General features: G+C 70.9%; 15 protein-coding genes, 1 tRNA gene and 1 pseudogene. 13 read left to right on the top strand and 4 right to left on the bottom strand.

The window, feature by feature from the left end:
• Window positions 1-55 precede the first annotated feature (55 nt).
• The 5 genes from moaC to ACFUPX_RS03340 all read left to right on the top strand — a co-directional run bounded on the left by moaC (window position 56) and on the right by ACFUPX_RS03340 (window position 3,333).
• Window positions 56-547 carry a cyclic pyranopterin monophosphate synthase MoaC gene (gene moaC, locus ACFUPX_RS03360; protein ID WP_383315078.1) on the top strand — a complete coding sequence of 164 codons (492 nt, stop codon included), beginning with the start codon at window positions 56-58 and terminating at the stop codon, window positions 545-547.
• Window positions 544-1,044 (top strand): molybdenum cofactor biosynthesis protein B, encoded by a 501-nt coding sequence (locus ACFUPX_RS03355; protein WP_383315074.1) that lies wholly within the window; start codon window positions 544-546, stop codon window positions 1,042-1,044. Before moaC ends, ACFUPX_RS03355 begins: the two co-directional genes overlap by 4 nt.
• Window positions 1,041-1,664, top strand: a complete 624-nt coding sequence (locus ACFUPX_RS03350; RefSeq protein ID WP_272902883.1) for a GNAT family N-acetyltransferase — start codon at window positions 1,041-1,043, stop codon at window positions 1,662-1,664. Before ACFUPX_RS03355 ends, ACFUPX_RS03350 begins: the two co-directional genes overlap by 4 nt.
• A 196-nt stretch (window positions 1,665-1,860) precedes the next feature.
• Window positions 1,861-3,168, top strand: a complete 1,308-nt coding sequence (gene glpR, locus ACFUPX_RS03345) for a gephyrin-like molybdotransferase receptor GlpR (RefSeq protein WP_383315071.1) — start codon at window positions 1,861-1,863, stop codon at window positions 3,166-3,168.
• Between the two features lie 91 nt (window positions 3,169-3,259).
• Window positions 3,260-3,333 (top strand) — tRNA-Ala (locus ACFUPX_RS03340).
• A 76-nt stretch (window positions 3,334-3,409) separates the two neighbouring features.
• Here ACFUPX_RS03340 and ACFUPX_RS03335 read toward each other — a convergent pair.
• Window positions 3,410-3,922 (bottom strand): GNAT family N-acetyltransferase, encoded by a 513-nt coding sequence (locus ACFUPX_RS03335; protein ID WP_383315068.1) that lies wholly within the window; start codon window positions 3,920-3,922, stop codon window positions 3,410-3,412.
• 66 nt (window positions 3,923-3,988) lie between these two features.
• Between ACFUPX_RS03335 and ACFUPX_RS03330 the strand changes: the two genes are divergently transcribed.
• Window positions 3,989-4,789, top strand: a complete 801-nt coding sequence (locus tag ACFUPX_RS03330; RefSeq protein ID WP_383315066.1) for an exodeoxyribonuclease III — start codon at window positions 3,989-3,991, stop codon at window positions 4,787-4,789.
• A 76-nt stretch (window positions 4,790-4,865) separates the two neighbouring features.
• The gene (locus ACFUPX_RS03325) at window positions 4,866-5,900 is read left to right on the top strand and encodes a DUF6528 family protein (protein WP_383315063.1); all 1,035 of its coding nucleotides are present in this window, start codon (window positions 4,866-4,868) and stop codon (window positions 5,898-5,900) included.
• 75 nt (window positions 5,901-5,975) lie between these two features.
• Here ACFUPX_RS03325 and ACFUPX_RS03320 read toward each other — a convergent pair whose 3' ends face one another.
• Window positions 5,976-6,620, bottom strand: a complete 645-nt coding sequence (locus ACFUPX_RS03320; RefSeq protein ID WP_383315714.1) for a MerR family transcriptional regulator — start codon at window positions 6,618-6,620, stop codon at window positions 5,976-5,978.
• Window positions 6,621-6,797: 177 nt separating this feature from the next.
• Between ACFUPX_RS03320 and ACFUPX_RS03315 the strand changes: the two genes are divergently transcribed.
• From ACFUPX_RS03315 to ACFUPX_RS03305, 3 genes are read left to right on the top strand one after another with little or no spacing between them, the layout of a single operon-like run.
• Window positions 6,798-8,402 carry a flavin-containing monooxygenase gene (locus ACFUPX_RS03315; protein WP_383315060.1) on the top strand — a complete coding sequence of 535 codons (1,605 nt, stop codon included), beginning with the start codon at window positions 6,798-6,800 and terminating at the stop codon, window positions 8,400-8,402.
• Entirely contained in the window at window positions 8,399-9,352 is a 954-nt protein-coding gene (locus ACFUPX_RS03310; protein WP_383315057.1) for an alpha/beta fold hydrolase, read from the top strand. The genes ACFUPX_RS03315 and ACFUPX_RS03310 overlap by 4 nt, the downstream gene beginning before the upstream one ends.
• Window positions 9,349-10,227 (top strand): SDR family oxidoreductase, encoded by an 879-nt coding sequence (locus ACFUPX_RS03305; RefSeq protein WP_383315054.1) that lies wholly within the window; start codon window positions 9,349-9,351, stop codon window positions 10,225-10,227. The genes ACFUPX_RS03310 and ACFUPX_RS03305 overlap by 4 nt, the downstream gene beginning before the upstream one ends.
• A 150-nt stretch (window positions 10,228-10,377) precedes the next feature.
• On the opposite strand, the gene ACFUPX_RS03300 is transcribed toward ACFUPX_RS03305, so the two are convergent.
• Together ACFUPX_RS03300 and ACFUPX_RS03295 are read right to left on the bottom strand one after the other, a co-directional pair.
• Window positions 10,378-10,617, bottom strand: a complete 240-nt coding sequence (locus ACFUPX_RS03300) for a hypothetical protein (protein ID WP_383315051.1) — start codon at window positions 10,615-10,617, stop codon at window positions 10,378-10,380.
• 113 nt (window positions 10,618-10,730) lie between these two features.
• A complete protein-coding gene (locus ACFUPX_RS03295; RefSeq protein ID WP_383315046.1) occupies window positions 10,731-14,012 on the bottom strand; it encodes a S41 family peptidase in 3,282 nt (1,093 codons plus the stop codon).
• A gap of 198 nt (window positions 14,013-14,210) precedes the next feature.
• Here ACFUPX_RS03295 and ACFUPX_RS03290 point away from each other — a divergent pair, with 198 nt between their 5' ends.
• The 3 genes and pseudogenes from ACFUPX_RS03290 to ACFUPX_RS03280 form a co-directional block, all read left to right on the top strand.
• Window positions 14,211-14,783, top strand: a complete 573-nt coding sequence (locus tag ACFUPX_RS03290; RefSeq protein ID WP_383315711.1) for a TetR/AcrR family transcriptional regulator — start codon at window positions 14,211-14,213, stop codon at window positions 14,781-14,783.
• A 108-nt stretch (window positions 14,784-14,891) separates the two neighbouring features.
• Window positions 14,892-17,135, top strand: a complete 2,244-nt coding sequence (locus ACFUPX_RS03285; protein ID WP_383315042.1) for an MMPL family transporter — start codon at window positions 14,892-14,894, stop codon at window positions 17,133-17,135.
• Window positions 17,136-17,263: 128 nt separating this feature from the next.
• Window positions 17,264-17,518, top strand: a pseudogene (locus ACFUPX_RS03280) (MMPL family transporter); the annotation flags it as partial.
• Between the last annotated feature and the right edge of the window lie 41 nt (window positions 17,519-17,559).

Genomic DNA, 17,559 nt, shown 5'->3' with positions numbered 1-17,559 from the left:
ACGACAGGCCCTAGCGCCGCACCGCGGGAGGCCCGGACCGGGAGCGCCACAGCACATGAGTACGGACCAGAGACTGACGCACATCGACGAAGCGGGCGCCGCCCGCATGGTCGACGTATCCGCGAAGGACGTGACCGCGCGCACCGCCCGCGCCAGTGGCCGTGTCCTGGTCTCGCCCCGCGTGATCGAGCTGTTGCGCGGGGAAGGGGTGCCCAAGGGCGACGCCCTGGCCACCGCGCGGATCGCGGGCATCATGGGCGCCAAGCGCACGCCCGACCTGATCCCGCTCTGCCACCCGCTGGCCGTCTCCGGAGTGAAGCTCGACCTCTCCGTGGCGGACGACGCGGTCGAGATCCTCGCCACGGTGAAGACGACGGACCGTACGGGCGTCGAGATGGAGGCCCTCACCGCGGTGACCGTGGCCGCCCTCACGGTGATCGACATGGTCAAGGCCGTCGACAAGGGCGCGGTCATCACGGACGTACGCGTCGAGGAGAAGTCGGGCGGCAAGTCCGGGGACTGGAGTCGCGAAGGAGCCGGCGCATGACGGCCTACCGCGCACTCGTCGTCACGGCCTCCAACCGCGCCGCCGCCGGTGTCTACGCCGACCGGGGCGGCCCGGCCATCGCCGATGCGCTCGCCGCGCTCGGCTTCTCCGTCGAAGGCCCCCAGGTCGTCCCCGACGGAGCCCCCGTCGAGCAGGCCCTGCGCGCCGGAGCCGACGCCGGATACGACGTGATCCTCACCACGGGCGGCACCGGCATCTCGCCCACCGACCGCACCCCCGAAGCCACCCGCGCCGTCATCGACCACGAGGTGCCGGGCATCCCGGAGGCGATTCGCGCGTACGGCAGGGAGAAGGTCCCCACGGCCGCGCTGTCCCGCGGACTCGCCGGAGTCGCGGGGCGCACGCTCATCGTGAACCTGCCGGGCTCCACCGGCGGCGTCCGGGACGGTCTGGCCGTCCTGGAGCCCCTCCTGGTGCACGCCATCGAGCAGCTCCGGGGCGGCGATCACCCCAGACCCCCAGGTGGTGCGAGCTGAACAGCCCATCCTGGCCCGTCGAGCTGACGGACGGCGATGTCGCCCTCCGTCCGATAAAGATGCGCGACCAGCGGCCCTGGCGTGAGGTCAACCGGCGCAACCGGGACTGGCTGCGCCCCTGGGAGGCGACGATCCCGCCGCCCACGCCCAGCGGCCCGATCGTGCACCGTCCGACGTACCGTCAGATGGTCCGGCATCTGCGCGCCGAGGCGCACGCCGGGCGCATGCTGCCCTTCGTGATCGAGTACCAGGGGCGGCTGGTCGGACAGCTGACGGTCGCCGGGATCACCTGGGGATCGATGTGCTCGGGCCATGTCGGCTACTGGGTCGACCAGTCGGTCGCGGGCCGCGGCGTGATGCCGACCGCCGTCGCCCTCGCGGTCGACCATTGCTTCCGATCGGTCGGGCTGCACCGTATCGAGGTCTGTATTCGTCCCGAGAACGGGCCGAGCCGCAGGGTCGTGGAGAAACTCGGATTCCGCGAGGAGGGGCTTCGCCCGCGCTATCTCCACATCGACGGCGCCTGGCGCGATCATCTTGTCTTCGCGCTCACCGCGGAAGAGGTACCGGAAGGGTTGCTGCGGCGCTGGCACCAGGCACGACCTCGGAACACCGCGTAAATAGAATAAGTGTTTGAAATTGACGGTGATCGACCGTCTGGGGCCCGACTTGATCCCTCTACAGCATTAATTTCACGGTCTCGGTGGCCTGTTGATCGCACCAGTCACAAAAAAAGTTCGAGATATCAGCCAGATCGTGCGACACACCGGCTCAATTGGCAGATGGCCTCAACCAAACCCCTCTACCGTGTGAGGCGTGAGCAGCAGCGGCCTCATCTACGCAGTCATCGTCGGGGCCTGGGCCGCCTACTTGGTGCCGATGTGGCTCCGTAGGCAGGACGAGCTCAATGAAGCCCGTCCGACGGAACGCTTCAGCACCGCCATCCGGCTCCTGTCCGGACGTGCGGGGATGGAGCGCCGATACGCCAAGGACCTGCAAGCGCGCTCGCCTGAAGAGGAGGAGTCGCGCGACCCGGACAACGCCACCGGCTCGGTGGACGTCCGGGCCTTCGTCGCGCCCTCGCATCGACAGGGCGACCAGGAAGAGCGGCCCGAGCCGCAGGGCAAGGCGCCGGTCAAACCCCCGGCGCAGCAGCCCTCGGTGCGGCCGCCGGCGCAGCAGCCTCCGGCACGGCCCCAGGCGCAGGCCGCGGCGAAGCACCAGGCGAGGCCTTCGGCGAAGGCCCAGGTCAACTCTTCGGTGCAGGCCCCGGTTCCGACCCCCGCCCCGTCCGGCGCGCGGCCCAAGCAGTCGTCCGCCCAGCGGGCCGCGTCCGCGGAAGCCGCCGCGCGCGCCCGGCGCGTGAAGGTGCTCGCGCGCCGTCGGCGCACGACGGTGATGCTCTTCGCCGCCTTCACGGTCGGCGCGGTCGTCGCCGCGGTCGGCGGCCTCGCGTTCCTCTGGGCGCCGACCGCACCGGCGGCGCTCCTGAGCGCGTACATCGTGTACTTGCGGGGCCAGGAGCGGCGCCGCTTCACCTACACCATGGACCGGCGCAGGGCCGAGGTCGCGGCGCAGCGGCTGCGGGAGCGTCAGCCGCGCAGGCGACAGGCGGGCGGCGCGGAAGCGGTCGTCGACGACGTGGAGGAAGGACCGGGCCCCGACACGGAGACCGGCCTCTCCTCGCTCGCCGCCGACCGCCGCGCCCTGGTCGAGCAGACCGACCACGCGGAATGGGTCGACCAGCAGCGCGAGCGCCAGCGCCGCCCCGGGCACGGCGACAGCTGGGACCCGGTGCCGGTGCCCCTGCCGACGTACGTGACGGCGCCGGTCGCCCCGCGGGCCACCGGTGACGTCGACCTGGGCGCCCCCGACGCCTGGAGCTCGGCGCGGTCGAGCTCCGTGGAGCCCGCCGCCGACGAGGCGGACGAGGGTGAATACGGCGAGTACGGCGGCCACGCGGAGTACGCCGAGGGCGCGGAAGACGCCGACGGCGTGGACGGAGTCGGCGGTCGCAGCGACGCACGGCGGGCCGCGTCCGCGCGCCGGGCGCGCGAGCGCGGGCGTACGCCGCTGTTCGATCAGTACGAGGAAGGGCAGCGGCCACGGGCCGCCAACGAGTGAGGCCTGACCGGCCAGGTGACCAGCCAGGTGACCAGCCAGGAACGGATTTCCGAGCACCCGGATCGGGATGCTAGAGTTTCACTCGTTGCAAGGGCCTGTGGCGCAGTCTGGTAGCGCACCTCGTTCGCATCGAGGGGGTCTGGGGTTCAAATCCCCACAGGTCCACTGCACATGAGATCCCGTCCAGTTCATCGAACTGGGCGGGATCTTTGCTGTGCCCCCCATGTGAAGCACGGGGCGGCTACAGCTGCTTCACGAAGCAGCGGCTCAGGTCCTCGAAGCGGTAGTGGCCGAACTTGGCGGGGGCCGGGGTGTAACCCGTCGACGCGTAGAGGGCTATCGCCTCCGGCTGCTTCGTGCCCGTCTCCAGGACCATGCGCGTGCGTCCCGCCGCCCTCGCGTGGTCCTCCAGGGCCGCCAGGATGCGGCGGGCCAGGCCGAGACCGCGGGCCTCCGGGGTGACGTACATGCGCTTGATCTCGGCGTCGCCGTCGCTGTAGCCCTCGTCGTTCTCCCCGTGACCGCGCCAGCCGCCGGTGGCCAGCGGGGTGCCGTGCTCGTCGTACGCGACGAGATACAGGCCGAGCGGGGCGGCGAACATGGTCGGGTCGAGGGGTGTGACGTCGCCCTCGTCGCCGTACCGCTGTGCGTATTCGAGCTGGACGCGGTCGTTGAGCTTGACCGCGTCGGGGTGGTCGAAGGGGGTGGGGCGCAGCTCGACGGAGGACCGCTGCAGCGAGGGCTGGATAGTCATGCGAATCATCGTACTTCTATGCGGTGGGTGTGCGTATCCCTTTAAGTGTGCCGGTATCGTTCCGGGATGCTCACAGTGACCAGCGTGAATGTGAACGGGCTGCGCGCCGCCGCCAAGAAGGGCTTCGTGGAGTGGCTCGCCGGGACCTCGGCCGACGTGCTCTGCCTCCAGGAGGTACGGGCCGAGCCGCAGCAGCTGCCGGAGGCGGTGCGGGAGCCCGAGGGCTGGCACGTCACGCACGCGCCGGCCGCCGCGAAGGGGCGTGCGGGCGTCTCCCTCTATACGCGCCGTGAGCCGGACCGCGTGCAGATCGGATTCGGGTCGCAGGAGTTCGACGGCAGTGGGCGCTACGTAGAGGCCGATCTGCCCGGCGTCACGGTCGCGAGCCTCTACCTGCCCTCCGGTGAGGTCGGCACGGAGCGCCAGGACGAGAAGATCCGCTTCATGGGCGAGTTCCTCACGTACCTGAAGGGGCTCAGGAAGCGGGCCGCCGCCGAGGGGCGCCAGGTCGTGGTCTGCGGCGACTGGAACATCGCCCACCAGGAGGCCGACCTCAAGAACTGGAAGGGCAACAAGAAGAACTCGGGCTTCCTGCCCGAGGAGCGTGCCTGGCTCAGTGAGGTCTTCGAGGGGGACGCCGGATACGTCGACGTGGTGCGCGCGCTGCATCCCGACGTCGAGGGTCCCTACTCCTGGTGGTCCTACCGGGGGCGCGCCTTCGACAACGACACGGGCTGGCGGATCGACTACCACGTGGCGACGCCCGGCCTCGCCGAGCGCGCGGTCAAGGGGTTCGTGGAGCGGGCGGCCAGTCATGAGGAGCGGTGGTCGGACCACGCGCCCGTAACGGTGGTCTACGACATGTGATGCCGCGCGGCGCCATGGCATGTTGCGGGCACGTACCTGACAATGTCTCAACTGTCAGCCGTGTGGGGGAGACTTCATGTCCGGTATGTCGTTGCCGTCTCGTCGGGGTGTACTGCTCGGGGCTCTGGGCGCCGGGATCGGGGCGGGGCTGCCGCTGACGGCCGCGTCGCCCGCCTCCGCTTCCGGCGAGGTGCCCCGGGGCACGCCTCCCGTGCTCCTCACGGAGCAGGCGACCCAGCAGATCCTCGTACTCGATCCGCGGCGCAGGGTCTGGGACACGGAAGGTGATCCCTCCGTGGTGCGGTGGGCGTTCTCGCCGACGCGGCACGCGGGGTACAAGGATCTGCGGCCCGAGGACAGCTGGGTCTATCCGAGCGAGTCGAAGGTGCGCAGACACAAGGGGCGTACGTACGTCCTGACGACCGCGTCCTTCGGCTTCGTCGCGGTCGTCGACTACCCCTCGGGCAAGCGCTACTGGGGTGCGGCGATCGGCCCCGGCGACGACCTCTTCAATCCGCACAGCGCCGAGATCCTGCCCGACGGCAATGTCGCGGTGGCGTGCAGCACGGGTGCGCTGGTCAGGCTGTACGCGGCGTCGCAGGGCCCGCGTGCGTCGCGGTACGCCGAGGCGGAGCTCAAGGGCGCGCACGGGCTGCACTGGGACGGTGCGCGCGAGGTGCTGTGGGCCATCGGCGACGACGAGCTGGTCACGTACGAGGTGGGCGGCACGCGGGCGCGTCCGGCGCTGACGCGGCGGTCCTCGGTCGGGCTTCCGGTCGGGACGCCGGGCAAGACGCCCGGCGGGCACGATCTCTTTCCCGTGGCCGGGCGCCCTGGACGGCTCTGGGTGACGACGAACGCGGCCGTCTTCCAGTACGACATCTCCGGCGCGCGATTCGTGCGGGACTACGCGGGTCACGAGAAGATCGACCGGAAGTCGGTCAAGGCCGTCGGCAACGACGCGCGCACCGGGCAGGTCCTCACCACCGTGCCGGAGAGCGGGCTCGAGGAGACGTGGTGGACGACGAAGGTGAGTGTCCATCGGCCGCAGGGGGAGTACGAGTTGATCGACGGCGGGATCTACAAGGCCCGGTGGTTCCTGCCCAGGTAGGGGCGGTTCCTCGCGCCCGTCTGGCCGTAGCCGCCCTCAAGTGCCGGGCGCGCCGGTCCTCAAGTGCCGGGCGGGCTAGTCCTCTTCGGGCTTCTCCGACGCCAGGCGGCGGTCCAGCGCCATCGACAGTTCCGCCTCCACCACGCTCTTCGCCAGCGGGCGCAGGCGGTCGATGCTCACGGTGCCCGTCTCGGCGGACGCGTGGGTGCGGATGGTCGTGATGAACAACTCCGCGAGCGCGTCGGCGTGTTCGCGCACGCGCTGGCCCGCCTCAAGGACCGCCGCGAGCGGGATGCCCTCGCGGACCAGGGCCGACGAGACGTCCAGGAGGCGGCGGCTCACGTGGACGATCTCCTGGCCGTCCGTGCCGAGGTAACCGAGGTCCATGGCCGCGGCGAGATTCTCCGGGGTGACCTCGCCCGCGAAGTGGTCGGCCAGCTCCTCGGGGGTGAGGCGGACCGGGGTCTCCTCGGTGGGTTCGCCGATGCCCAGGAGCTCGCCGACGTCGCGGCCGTTCTCGAAGGCCTCGGCGAGTTCCGCGATGCCGCTCAGGGTGTGGCCGCGGTCCAGGAGCGCGGCGATCGTGCGCAGCCTGGCCAGGTGATGGTCGTCGTACCAGGCGATGCGGCCCTCGCGGCGGGGTGGCGGGATCAGGCCGCGCTCACGGTAGAAGCGCACGGTGCGCACCGTGATGCCGGCCGCCTTGGCCAGCTCCTCCATGCGGTACTCGCGTGTCTCTGCCACGGCAGCAGCCTATGTGCTGCTGGATCGTGCGTGTGTTCTACCGGCGGTAACTCACGACGCCAGACCCCTACCCATCAGTACGCAGCTGTTCTAGTCTCCCCATTGCGCCAGTGGTCACTGGCAGAGTCGTGAAGCAGTTCGGGAGGCGGCGGCATGGCCGAGGTCGAGGACGGGCGCCAGCGGGAGCGCGAGCGGAAGGGCGAGTCGCGGGGCGAGCGCGAGCATGTGCGGGTGGCGGTGATCGGCTCCGGCTTCGGCGGGATCGGCGCCGCGGTCCGTCTTCGCCGGGAAGGCATCACCGACTTCGTCGTCCTGGAGCGGGCCGGCGCGGTGGGCGGCACCTGGCGGGACAACAGCTATCCGGGCTGCGCGTGCGACGTGCCCTCGCACCTGTACTCGTTCTCCTTCGCGCCCAATCCCGACTGGCCGCGCACCTTCTCGGGCCAGGAGAAGATCCAGGAGTACCTGGAGCAGGTCGCCGACACCTTCCGGCTGCGCCCGCACATCCGCCTCGACACCGAGGTGACGCAGATGCGCTGGGACGCCGAGCGGCTGTGGTGGGAGGTGGAGACCAGCAACGGCACCCTGCACGCCGACGTCGTCGTCTCCGCCGCCGGGCCGCTCTCCGACCCCAGGCTCCCGGACATCCCGGGCCTGGACACCTTCGAGGGCAAGGTCTTCCACTCCGCGCGCTGGGACCACGACTACGACCTGCGCGGCAAGCGCGTCGCGATGATCGGCACCGGCGCCTCCGCCATCCAGATCGTGCCCGCCATCCAGCGCGAGGTCGGCAAGCTGACCCTCTTCCAGCGCACCCCGCCCTGGGTGATGCCGCGCATGGACCGCGCCATCACCAAGGCCGAGCGCTGGGTGCACCGCCAGCTGCCGTTCACCACGCACGCGCGGCGCGGCATCCTGTGGGGCATACGGGAGTTGCAGGTCCAGGCGTTCACCAAGCGGCCGAACGAACTCGGCGCGGTCGAGCAGCTCGCCAAGCGGAACATCTCCCGCGCCATCAAGGACCCGGCCCTGCGGGCCAAGCTGACACCCTCGTACCGCATCGGCTGCAAGCGGATCCTGCTGTCCAACACCTATTACCCGGCGCTCGCGCAGCCCAATGTCGATGTCGTGGCCAGCGGGCTCAGCGAGGTGCGCGGGAACACCGTCGTCGCCGCGGACGGCACCGAGACCGAGGTCGACGCGATCATCTTCGGTACGGGATTCCATGTGACGGACATGCCGATCGCCAACCGCGTGGTGGGCGCCGACGGCGGGACGCTGATGGAGTCCTGGAAGGACGGGATGAAGTCCCTGCGAGGTGCGACCGCCGCGGGATTCCCCAACTTCATGACGGTCATCGGTCCGAACACCGGTCTCGGCAACTCCTCGATGATCCTGATGATCGAGGCCCAGCTGAACTATCTCGCCGACTACATGCGGCAGTTGAACGTCCTGGGCGACCGGGCCGCGCTCGCCGCGCGGACGAGCGCCGTGCACGCCTGGAACGACAAGGTTCAGGAGCGCATGAAGCGGACCGTGTGGAACACCGGCGGCTGCAACAGCTGGTACCTCGACGACAACGGCGTGAACACCACGATCTGGCCGGGTACGACGACCGAGTTCCGGGGCGCCACGCGGCGGGTGGATCTCGCCGAGTACGAGGTGGTGCGCCCGCCGAAGGCGGATGCGGCGCCGGAGCCCCGTCCGGCGGGGAAGAGCACGTCGCGTACGGCGAAGAAGGTCGAGGCAGGGTCATGAGCAGGCTGACGCATGTGACGAGCGGCCCCTTCGCGCCGCCGCCCGCCGCGCGGGAGCTGACCGTCGTGTCGGCGGACGGCGCGCGGCTGCACGCCGAGGTGCACGGGCCCGACGGGGCGCCCGCGGTGGTGCTCGCGCACGGGTGGACCTGCTCGACCGCCTTCTGGGTGGCGCAGATACGTGAGCTGGCCGTCGACCACCGCGTGATCGCGTACGACCAGCGGGGGCACGGGCGCAGTGCCGCGCCCGCGGGGGTGGAGGGGTACAGCACCACCGCCCTCGCCGATGACCTGGAGGCGGTGCTCGCGGCGACCCTCGAACCGGGGGAGCGGGCCGTGCTCGCCGGGCACTCCATGGGCGGCATGACGATCATGGCGGCGAGTACGCGGCCGGGATTCCGGGAGCACGCGGTCGCCGTCCTGCTGTGCAGCACCGGGAGTTCGGGGCTCGTCGCCGCGTCGACCGTGGTGCCGCTGCGGGCCGGGCGGATCCGGACGCGGCTGACGCGCTCGGTGCTCGGGGCGAAGGCGCCGCTGGGTCCCGTCACGCCCATGGCCCGCAAGGTCCTCAAGTACGCGACGATGGGGCCTGGTTCGCCCCCGGAGCGGGTCGAGGTGTGCGCGCGGATCGTGCACGGGTGCCCCAGGGTGGTGCGCTACCGCTGGTCGCACGTGCTCGACGAGCTCGAACTCGACGCGGGCGTGCTGGAGTTGAACGTACCGACCGCGATCGTCGCGGGAACGGCCGACCGGATGACGCCGGTCACGCTCGCGCGGCGCCTGGACCAGATGCTGCCGGACTCGCTCGGTCTCACCGAGCTGCCCGGGATCGGTCACATGACGCCGGTCGAGGCGCCGGAGACGGTCACCGCGGGGATCAGGAACCTCGTGCGGAAGTACGTACGGGTGGACGAACAGCAGGTTCAGGGTCTTGAGGGGAGCAGCGCATGAGCAAGGTCAGCCTGGAGGGACAGGTCGCGGTCGTCACCGGGGCGGCGCGGGGCGTGGGGGAGTTGCTCGCGCGCAAGCTGTCGGCGCGGGGCGCGAAGATCGCGCTGGTCGGGCTTGAGCCGGACGAGTTGAAGCAGGTGGCGGGGCGGCTGCACACGGAGGCCGAGGCCTGGCACGCGGACGTGACGGATCACGTCGCGATGGCCCGGGTCGCCCAGGAGGTCAAGGAGCGGTTCGGGAAGGTCGACATCGTCGTCGCCAACGCGGGCGTCGCCAACGGGGGGCCCTTCGTGGAGTCCGATCCCGAGGCGTGGCGCCGGGTGATCGAGGTCAACCTCATCGGCAGCGCGGTGACGGGGCGGGCGTTCCTGCCCGTCCTCATGGAGAGCCGGGGCTATCTGCTCCAGATCGCCTCGCTGGCGGCGATCACGCCCGCGCCGATGATGACGGCGTACTGCGCGTCGAAGTCGGGCGTCGAGGCGTACGCGCACTGTCTGCGGGCCGAGGTCGGCTACAAGGGCGTGAAGGTGGGCGTCGGCTACCTGTCCTGGACGGACACGGACATGGTCCGGGGGGCCGACCAGGACGACGTGATGCGGGAGTTGCGGCAGCGGCTGCCGTGGCCGGCCAACAAGACGTATCCGCTGGGCCCCGCGGTGGACCGGATCGTCGCCGGGATCGAGCGGCGCTCCAGCCATGTGTACGCGCAGTGGTGGCTGCGGGGCATGCAGGGCATCCGGGGCTACCTTCCCGGGGTCATCGGCTCGGTCGGGCAGCGCGAGATGCGGAGGTTCGAGCCGCGGCTGGGGTCGGTCTCCACGGGGCTCGTGGGGGCGGGGGGCTCCGCCGACGAGCAGGGCCGCGCCGGGGGGTAGTTGACCGCTCGGCCCCGCTGCCCGCGGTGGGGCCGGCCCCATGCGGGGGCAGATCCTGTCCCGCGAGCGGCGGCTCGGGAAAGCCTCCACGCGCCAGTGGGGCCCATCCGGCGTCCCGGATGAGCCCCACTGGTCAAGCGCAGCGCAGCGTCACGCGTCGTAGTTCTGGTTGAACTTGTCCTGCTGCTCCTGCGCGGCCTCCTTGGCCTCGTCCGGGGACTTGGCCGAACGGTTGCGCGCTTCCTCCTGGGCCTGCTGGCCGCGCTCCTGCATGTCGTCGCGACCCTGCGAGGCGCGCTCGCTCGCCTCGTCCTTCTCGCTGCCCATGGCGCCCTTCGCCTTGCCGGCGAGGTCGTTGGCCTTGTCCTGGAACTGGTCCTTGATGCCCATGCTTGTTCACTCCTAGAGGGTGAGGTGGGAGGGGCCTCGACCAGACTTACATGAGGGGGCATACCTCGCATTTCGATCATTGACGGGCAGTGATCGACCGCGAGAAGCACCCGTCAGGAGTCCCGTGGCGGCAGCTTCGGCCGCCGCCGGTCCGGGACGTCCTCAAGGCCCGGCGGGGTCGCCGCGGGCTGCCGTTCCAGGAGGTCCAGCGCCACCCCCACCGCGTCGTCGAGCTGGGCATGGCGGCCCTCCGCCCAGTCCAGGGGCGTGCGCAGGACCTCCAGGTCCGGGGTCACGCCGTGGTTCTCCACGGACCAGCCGTACTCGTCGAACCACCCCGCGTTCATCGGCACCGTGATGATCGTCCCGTCGCCCAGGACGTGCCGTCCGGTCATTCCCACCACACCGCCCCAGGTGCGCTGGCCCACCACGGGGCCGAGCCCGAGCAGCTTGAAGGCCGCCGTGATCATGTCGCCGTCGGAGGAGGTCGCCTCGTCGGCCAGGGCCACCACGGGACCCCGGGGGGCGTTCGACGCGTACGACACGGGCTGCGCGTTGCGCGTCAGGTCCCAGCCCAGGATCTTGCGGGTCAGCTTCTCCACCACCAGCTCGCTGATGTGCCCGCCCGCGTTGCCGCGCACGTCCACGATCAGGGCCGGGCGCGAGACCTCAAGGCGCAGGTCCCGGTTGAACTGCGCCCAGCCGGAGCCGCCCATGTCGGGGATGTGCAGGTAGCCGCACCTTCCCCCGCTCAACTCCCGTACGACGTCGCGTCGTTTGGCCACCCAGTCCTGGTAGCGCAGGGGGCGTTCGTTGATGAGGGGGACGATCGCCACCCTGCGCGCGCCGCCCTCCCGGTCCGCGGGCTGGAACGTCAGCTCCACCGTCGTGCCGCCCGCCGCCGCGAGCAGCGGGAAGGGGCCCGTCACCGGGTCGACCGGGCGGCCGTCGATGTGCGTGAGGACCGCGCCCTCACGGATGCCCGCACCCGCGAGCGGCGAGCGCGCCTTGGAGTCGGACGAGTCGCCGGGCAGGATCCGTTTGATCATCCAACTGCCGTCCCGGCAGACCAGGTTGGCGCCCAGCAGCCCCATCGCCCGCTGATAGTGCGGTGGCCCTTCGTTGCGGCGAGCGGCGGTGACGTACGCGTGCGAGGTGCCCAGTTCGCCCAGGACCTCGCGGAGCAGGTCCGCGAACTCGTCGGGGGACGCGACCCGCTCCACAAGGGGCCGGTACTGGTCCAGGACCGCGGGCCAGTCGATGCCGCACATGTGCGGCTCCCAGAAGTAGGCCCGGATGAGACGGCCCGCCTCGTCGTAGGCCTGGCGCCACTCGGCCGCCGGGTCGACCTCGTGCAGGATGCGGCGCAGGTCGATCCAGGTGGTCGTGTCGCCGTCGCCCGCCTCCGTCGAGGGGACCGCGCTCAGGTCGCCCTCGTCGACCACCACGAGCCGTGAGCCGTCGCCGCTGAGCGCGAACCAGTCGATGTGGTCGACCAGGACGGACTTCTTGCCCTTGGTGATGTTGAAGTACTCCAGGGTGGGGCGGCCCGAGGTGTCCGAGGGGTTGGCGAACGTCTCGCCGAGCGCGCCCGAGATCGGCCAGCGCATCCAGACGAGGCCGCCGCCGCTGACGGGGTGCAGCGCCGAGTACTTGGAGGCGGAGACCGGGAACGGCGTCACCCTGCTCTCCAGGCCCTCCACCTCCACGATGACCGCGCCGTCCTGCGACCTGCCGTCGGCCGGGTCGAGCCCGCCCGCCGCCGGGCGGCCGTCGGGGGAGAGGGCGAAGGGGGAGGGGGTCGCCGAAGAGAGGGGGACGAGGTAGGGGCGGCAGCCGAGCGGGAAGGACAGGTCGCCGGTGTGCACGTCGTAGACCGGGTCGAAGCCGCGCCAGGACAGGAAGGCGAGGTAGCGGCCGTCCCGTGTGAAGACCGGGTTCTCGTCCTCGAAGCGGCCGTTGGTGACATCGACGATGATGCGGCGGCCCGCCCCCTCGATCCGGGCCATCTTGATGTGCCGCAGGGAGCGGCCGATGCCCGGGTGGGACCAGGTCAGCCAGGCCCCGTCCGGGGAGAACGCCAGATCCCGCACCGGCCCGTTGACGGAGCGGATCAGCTCCGTCACCTCGCCGTCGGACTCCTCGGTGGCGTCCACCAGGAGGAGCCGCCCGTCGTTCGAGGCGATCGCGAGCCGTTCGCCGTCGGGATCGGAGAGCAGTTCCAGGACCCGGCCGAGCTTCCCCTGCGCCAGCCTGCGCGGTTCGCGCTCGCCGCTGGCGCGCGGCAGATAGGCGATCTCGACGGCGTCCTCGCCCTCCGCGTCGGTGACGTAGGCGACCTGCCCGCCCTTGCCGAGCATCTCCGGCAGCCGCACGCGCACGCCCGGGGTGTCCGTGATGGTGCGCGCGGGCCCGTCCCGGTGCGTGAGCCAGTACAGGCTGCCGCGTACGACGACGGCGCTGGCCCGTCCTGTCGCGTCCACGGAGAGCGAGTCGACGTGCTGCGCGGCCGGCACCTGGTAGATCCGCCGTCCGGCGCGCGGCCCGCCCAGGCGTACGTCGAGGCGGCGCGGCACCGAGCCGGCGGACAGGTCGTCCACCAGCCAGACGTCGCCCGCGCACTGGTAGACGACGCGCTCGCCGTCGCTGGAGGCGTGCCGGGCGTAGAACGTGTCGTGATCGGTGTGCCGCCGCAGGTCGGAGCCGTCCGGCAGACAGGAGTAGAGGTTGCCGATGCCCTCGTGGTCGGAGAGGAAGGCGACCCTGCCGTCCACGAACATCGGGGCGTCCAGATGCCCGTCGAGATCGGGCTGGAGCTGGTCGCCGTGCAGCCACAGGCGGCCCGTCGCCCCGCCCCGGTAGCGCTTCCAGGCGGCCGGTTCGTGCGGCGGCTTGCCGGTGAGCAGGAGGGTCTTGCGGTCGCCGTCGATGTCGTGGACGGCGATGTCGTTCACGGGGCCCCAGGGCAGCTTGCCGCCGGGTGAGCCGTCGATCGGCACGCTGTAGGCCCAGCAGAAGTACGAGAAGGGCTGGCCGTGCGAGGAGACGGCCAGGATGTCGCCGTCGGGGGACCAGCCGCAGACCCGGGTGTCCGTACTGCCCCAGTAGGTGAGCCGCCGGGCCGGGCCGCCGGCCACCGGGGCGAGATGGATCTCCGGGTCGAGGCTGCGCCATGTCGTGTACGCGATGTGGCGGCCGTCCGGCGAGAAGCGCGGGTGGCTCACCTTGGTCCGGTCGACGGTCACCCGCCAGGCCCGGCCCGCCGGTGCGCCGTCCGGGCTCAGCGGGGCCACCCAGAGATCGTCCTCGGCCGCGAAACAGAGGCGGTCGCCGCTGAGGTGCGGAAATCGCAGGTAGGCGTGGTCAGCATGGGCTTCATCGCGCGCGTCGGTCACTTCACCATGCTTTTCCGGTGCGCAGGGCCCGGCAACTCGTACAGGGGGGCGAACGGGCGTGCAGGAGGAGACCGGTGCGGGGATCGGGTGACGCAGCACACGTACGAAACGGTTTCGTTTCGTTAAGCGGGTGGGTACAGTCATGACGTACGCAACACTCGACGAAGGGGCGGAGGGATCATGGCTGAGGCGGCAACGGTGCGGCGCAGCCGGATCACACCCGAGCGCGAGGCCGAGCTGTACGCGGCCGTGCTCGACCTGCTCCGCGAGGTCGGCTACGAAGCGCTCACGATGGACGCCATCGCGGCCCGCACGAAATCCAGCAAGGCCACCCTCTACCGCCAGTGGGGGAGCAAGCCCGAGCTGATCGCCCGCGCGCTGCGGCACAACAAGCCGGTGTCCATCGAGGACATCGACACGGGCTCGCTGCGCGGCGATCTGATGGAGACCGCGAACCGTTCGGACGACTGTCAGATGGAGCGGGACACCGCGCTGATGCGGAGTCTGTTCCACGCCATCCACAAGAACCCCGAACTCCACCAGGCGCTGCGGCAGTTGCTCATCGAGCCGGAGATCACCGGCCTGAACGCACTGCTGCGCAGGGCCGTGGAGCGCGGCGAAGTGGCCGCGGACAACCCCGCGTTGGGTTACGTCATCCACATGATGGTCGGCGGCTTCGTCGCCCGTGACCTGATCGAGGACCGCACGGTCGACCGCGAGTTCCTCTGTTCGTACATCGACGCCGTGATTCTCCCCGCTCTCGGCGTCTGACCAACTCCCTTTCCCCGTACGTACGTTCCACCTGACGCGACCGCTCACGTCGTCGGGCTGATCCCCCCTGCCCCGTAGCCACCACGACCTGACCGGGAGTACGCCCTCGTGGCAACTTTCCTCTACAAACTAGGCCGACTCGCCTTCAGGCGGCGGCACTTCGTCGCCCTGATCTGGGTGGCGCTCCTGACGCTCGCCGGAGTCGGCGCCGCGTCCGCGCCCACCGCCGCCTCCAGCTCCTTCTCCATTCCGGGGACGGAGGCCCAGAAGGCCTTCGACCTGCTCGACGAGCGCGTGCCCGAGGCCAAGGCCGACGGCGCCAGCGCCCGTGTCGTCTTCAAGGCGCCGGACGGCGAGAAGGTCACGGACCCGGCCAACAAGGCCGAGATCCAGAAGACCGTCACCGCCCTCAAGTCCGGTTCGGACGAGGTGGCGAGGGCGGACAGCCCCTTCCAGGCCAAGACCGTCAGCAAGGACGGCTCCACGGCGTACGCGTCGGTCTCGTACAAGGTCACCTCGATGGAGCTGACCGAGGAGAGCCGGGACGCCCTGGAGAAGACGACCGACGAGGCGCGGGACTCCGGGCTCACGGTCGAGGTCGGCGGCGACGCGCTGCAGGCCATGCCCGAGACCGGGGCCACCGAGATCATCGGCATCGCGATCGCGGCCGTCGTCCTCGTCATCACCTTCGGCTCGCTGATCGCGGCGGGTCTGCCGCTGCTCACCGCGCTGATCGGCGTCGGCATCGGCGTCTCCTCGATCACCGCGCTCGCCAGCGCGCTCGACCTGGGGACGACGACCTCCACGCTCGCCATGATGATCGGCCTCGCGGTCGGCATCGACTACGCGCTCTTCATCGTCTCGCGCTACCGCGGCGAGCTCGCCGACGGCCGGGACCGCGAGGACGCGGCGGGCCGGGCCGTGGGAACCGCCGGGTCGGCCGTGGTCTTCGCCGGCCTCACCGTGGTCATCGCGCTGGTCGGCCTCGCCGTGGTGAACATTCCGATGCTGACGAAGATGGGCTTCGCGGCGGCGGGCACGGTGGTCATCGCCGTACTCATCGCCCTCACCCTGATTCCGGCGCTGCTCGGCTACGCGGGCAAGAAGGTCAAGCCCACGGGCGAGAAGAGCAAGGTGCTCGGTGGTGGCAGGAAGGCGAAGGCCGCCGCCGCCGAAGGCGTGGCGCCGAAGGACAACCTCGGCACCCGCTGGGCGCGGTTCGTCGTCCGTCGCCCCCTGACCGTCCTGCTCATCGGCGTCATCGGCCTCGGCGCCGCCGCGCTGCCCGTCTCCTCCCTCGAACTGGGCCTCCCGGACGACGGCGCACAGCCGACGTCCACGACCCAGCGCAAGGCGTACGACCTGGTCAGCGACGGATTCGGGCCCGGCTTCAACGGCCCGCTGATGACGGTCGCCGACCTCAAGGGGACCGACGACCCGAAGGCCGCGGCCGGTGAGATCACCAAGACGATCTCCGGGCTCGACGACGTCCTGTCGGTCGCGCCGCCGATGATCAACAAGGCGGGCGACACGGCGATCATCAGCGTCGTCCCGTCCTCCAAGCCCAGCGGCATCGAGACCGAGAACCTCGTGCACTCGATCCGTGACGCGGGCACCGACATCAAGTCCGACACCGGCGCGAGCGTCATGGTCACCGGCTCGACGGCCATGAACATCGACGTCTCCCAGAAGCTGAACGACGCCCTGCTGCCCTACCTGGCCCTGGTCGTCGGCCTCGCCTTCCTCCTCCTGATCGTCGTCTTCCGCTCGATCCTGGTCCCGCTCAAGGCGGCGCTCGGCTTCCTGCTCTCGGTCCTCGCGGCCCTGGGCGCGGTCGTCGCGGTCTTCCAGTGGGGCTGGCTCGGCTCGCTCTTCGGCGTCGAACAGACCGGCCCGATCATGAGCATGATGCCGATCTTCATGGTGGGCGTCGTCTTCGGCCTCGCGATGGACTACGAGGTGTTCCTCGTGACGCGCATGCGAGAGGCGTACGTCCACGGGGAGCGGCCCGGCCAGGCGATCGTGACCGGCTTCCGGCACGGGGCGCGCGTGGTCTCGGCGGCAGCGGTGATCATGATGGCGGTCTTCGCGGGCTTCATCGGCTCCAGCGAGCAGATGGTCAAGATGATCGGCTTCGGCCTCGCGATCGCGGTCTTCTTCGACGCGTTCATCGTGCGCATGGCGCTGGTCCCGGCGGTGCTGGCGCTGCTCGGCAAGAAGGCGTGGTGGCTGCCGAAGTGGCTGGACCGCGCGCTGCCGAACGTGGACGTCGAGGGCGAGGGTCTGCGCACGGCAGCAGAGAAGGACGCAGCCCAGGAGCCGGACGCCGACCGGGAGCCGGTCCGGGTCTGAGCAGCTAGGCGGGGCGGGGGCGGCGGTGAGCGCGAGAGGAACGCGCTTGCCGCCGTCGTCGTCGGCCGTCGTCCGGTCGTGACCTGCTCGCGGTGGGGGTCCGGGGGTGTCCCCCGGGAAGACGCAGCATCGGCTCCAGCGAGCAGATGGTCAAGATGATCGGCTTCGGCCTCGCGATCGCGGTCTTCTTCGACGCGTTCATCGTGCGCATGGCGCTGGTCCCGGCGGTGCTGGCGCTGCTGGGCAAGAAGGCGTGGTGGCTGCCGAGGTGGCTGGACCGCGCGCTGCCGAACGTGGACGTCGAGGGCGAGGGCCTGCGCACGGCAGCGGAGAAGGACGCAGCCCAGGAGCCGGACGCCGACCGGGAGCCGGTCCGGGTCTGAGCAGCTAGGCGGGGCGGGGGCGGCGGTGAGCGCGAGAGGAA

The sequence above is a fragment of the Streptomyces sp. NPDC057302 genome, from assembly GCF_042667685.1.
In the GTDB taxonomy this organism is placed as follows: domain Bacteria; phylum Actinomycetota; class Actinomycetes; order Streptomycetales; family Streptomycetaceae; genus Streptomyces.
This window is presented reverse-complemented; position numbering and strand designations above follow the sequence as displayed.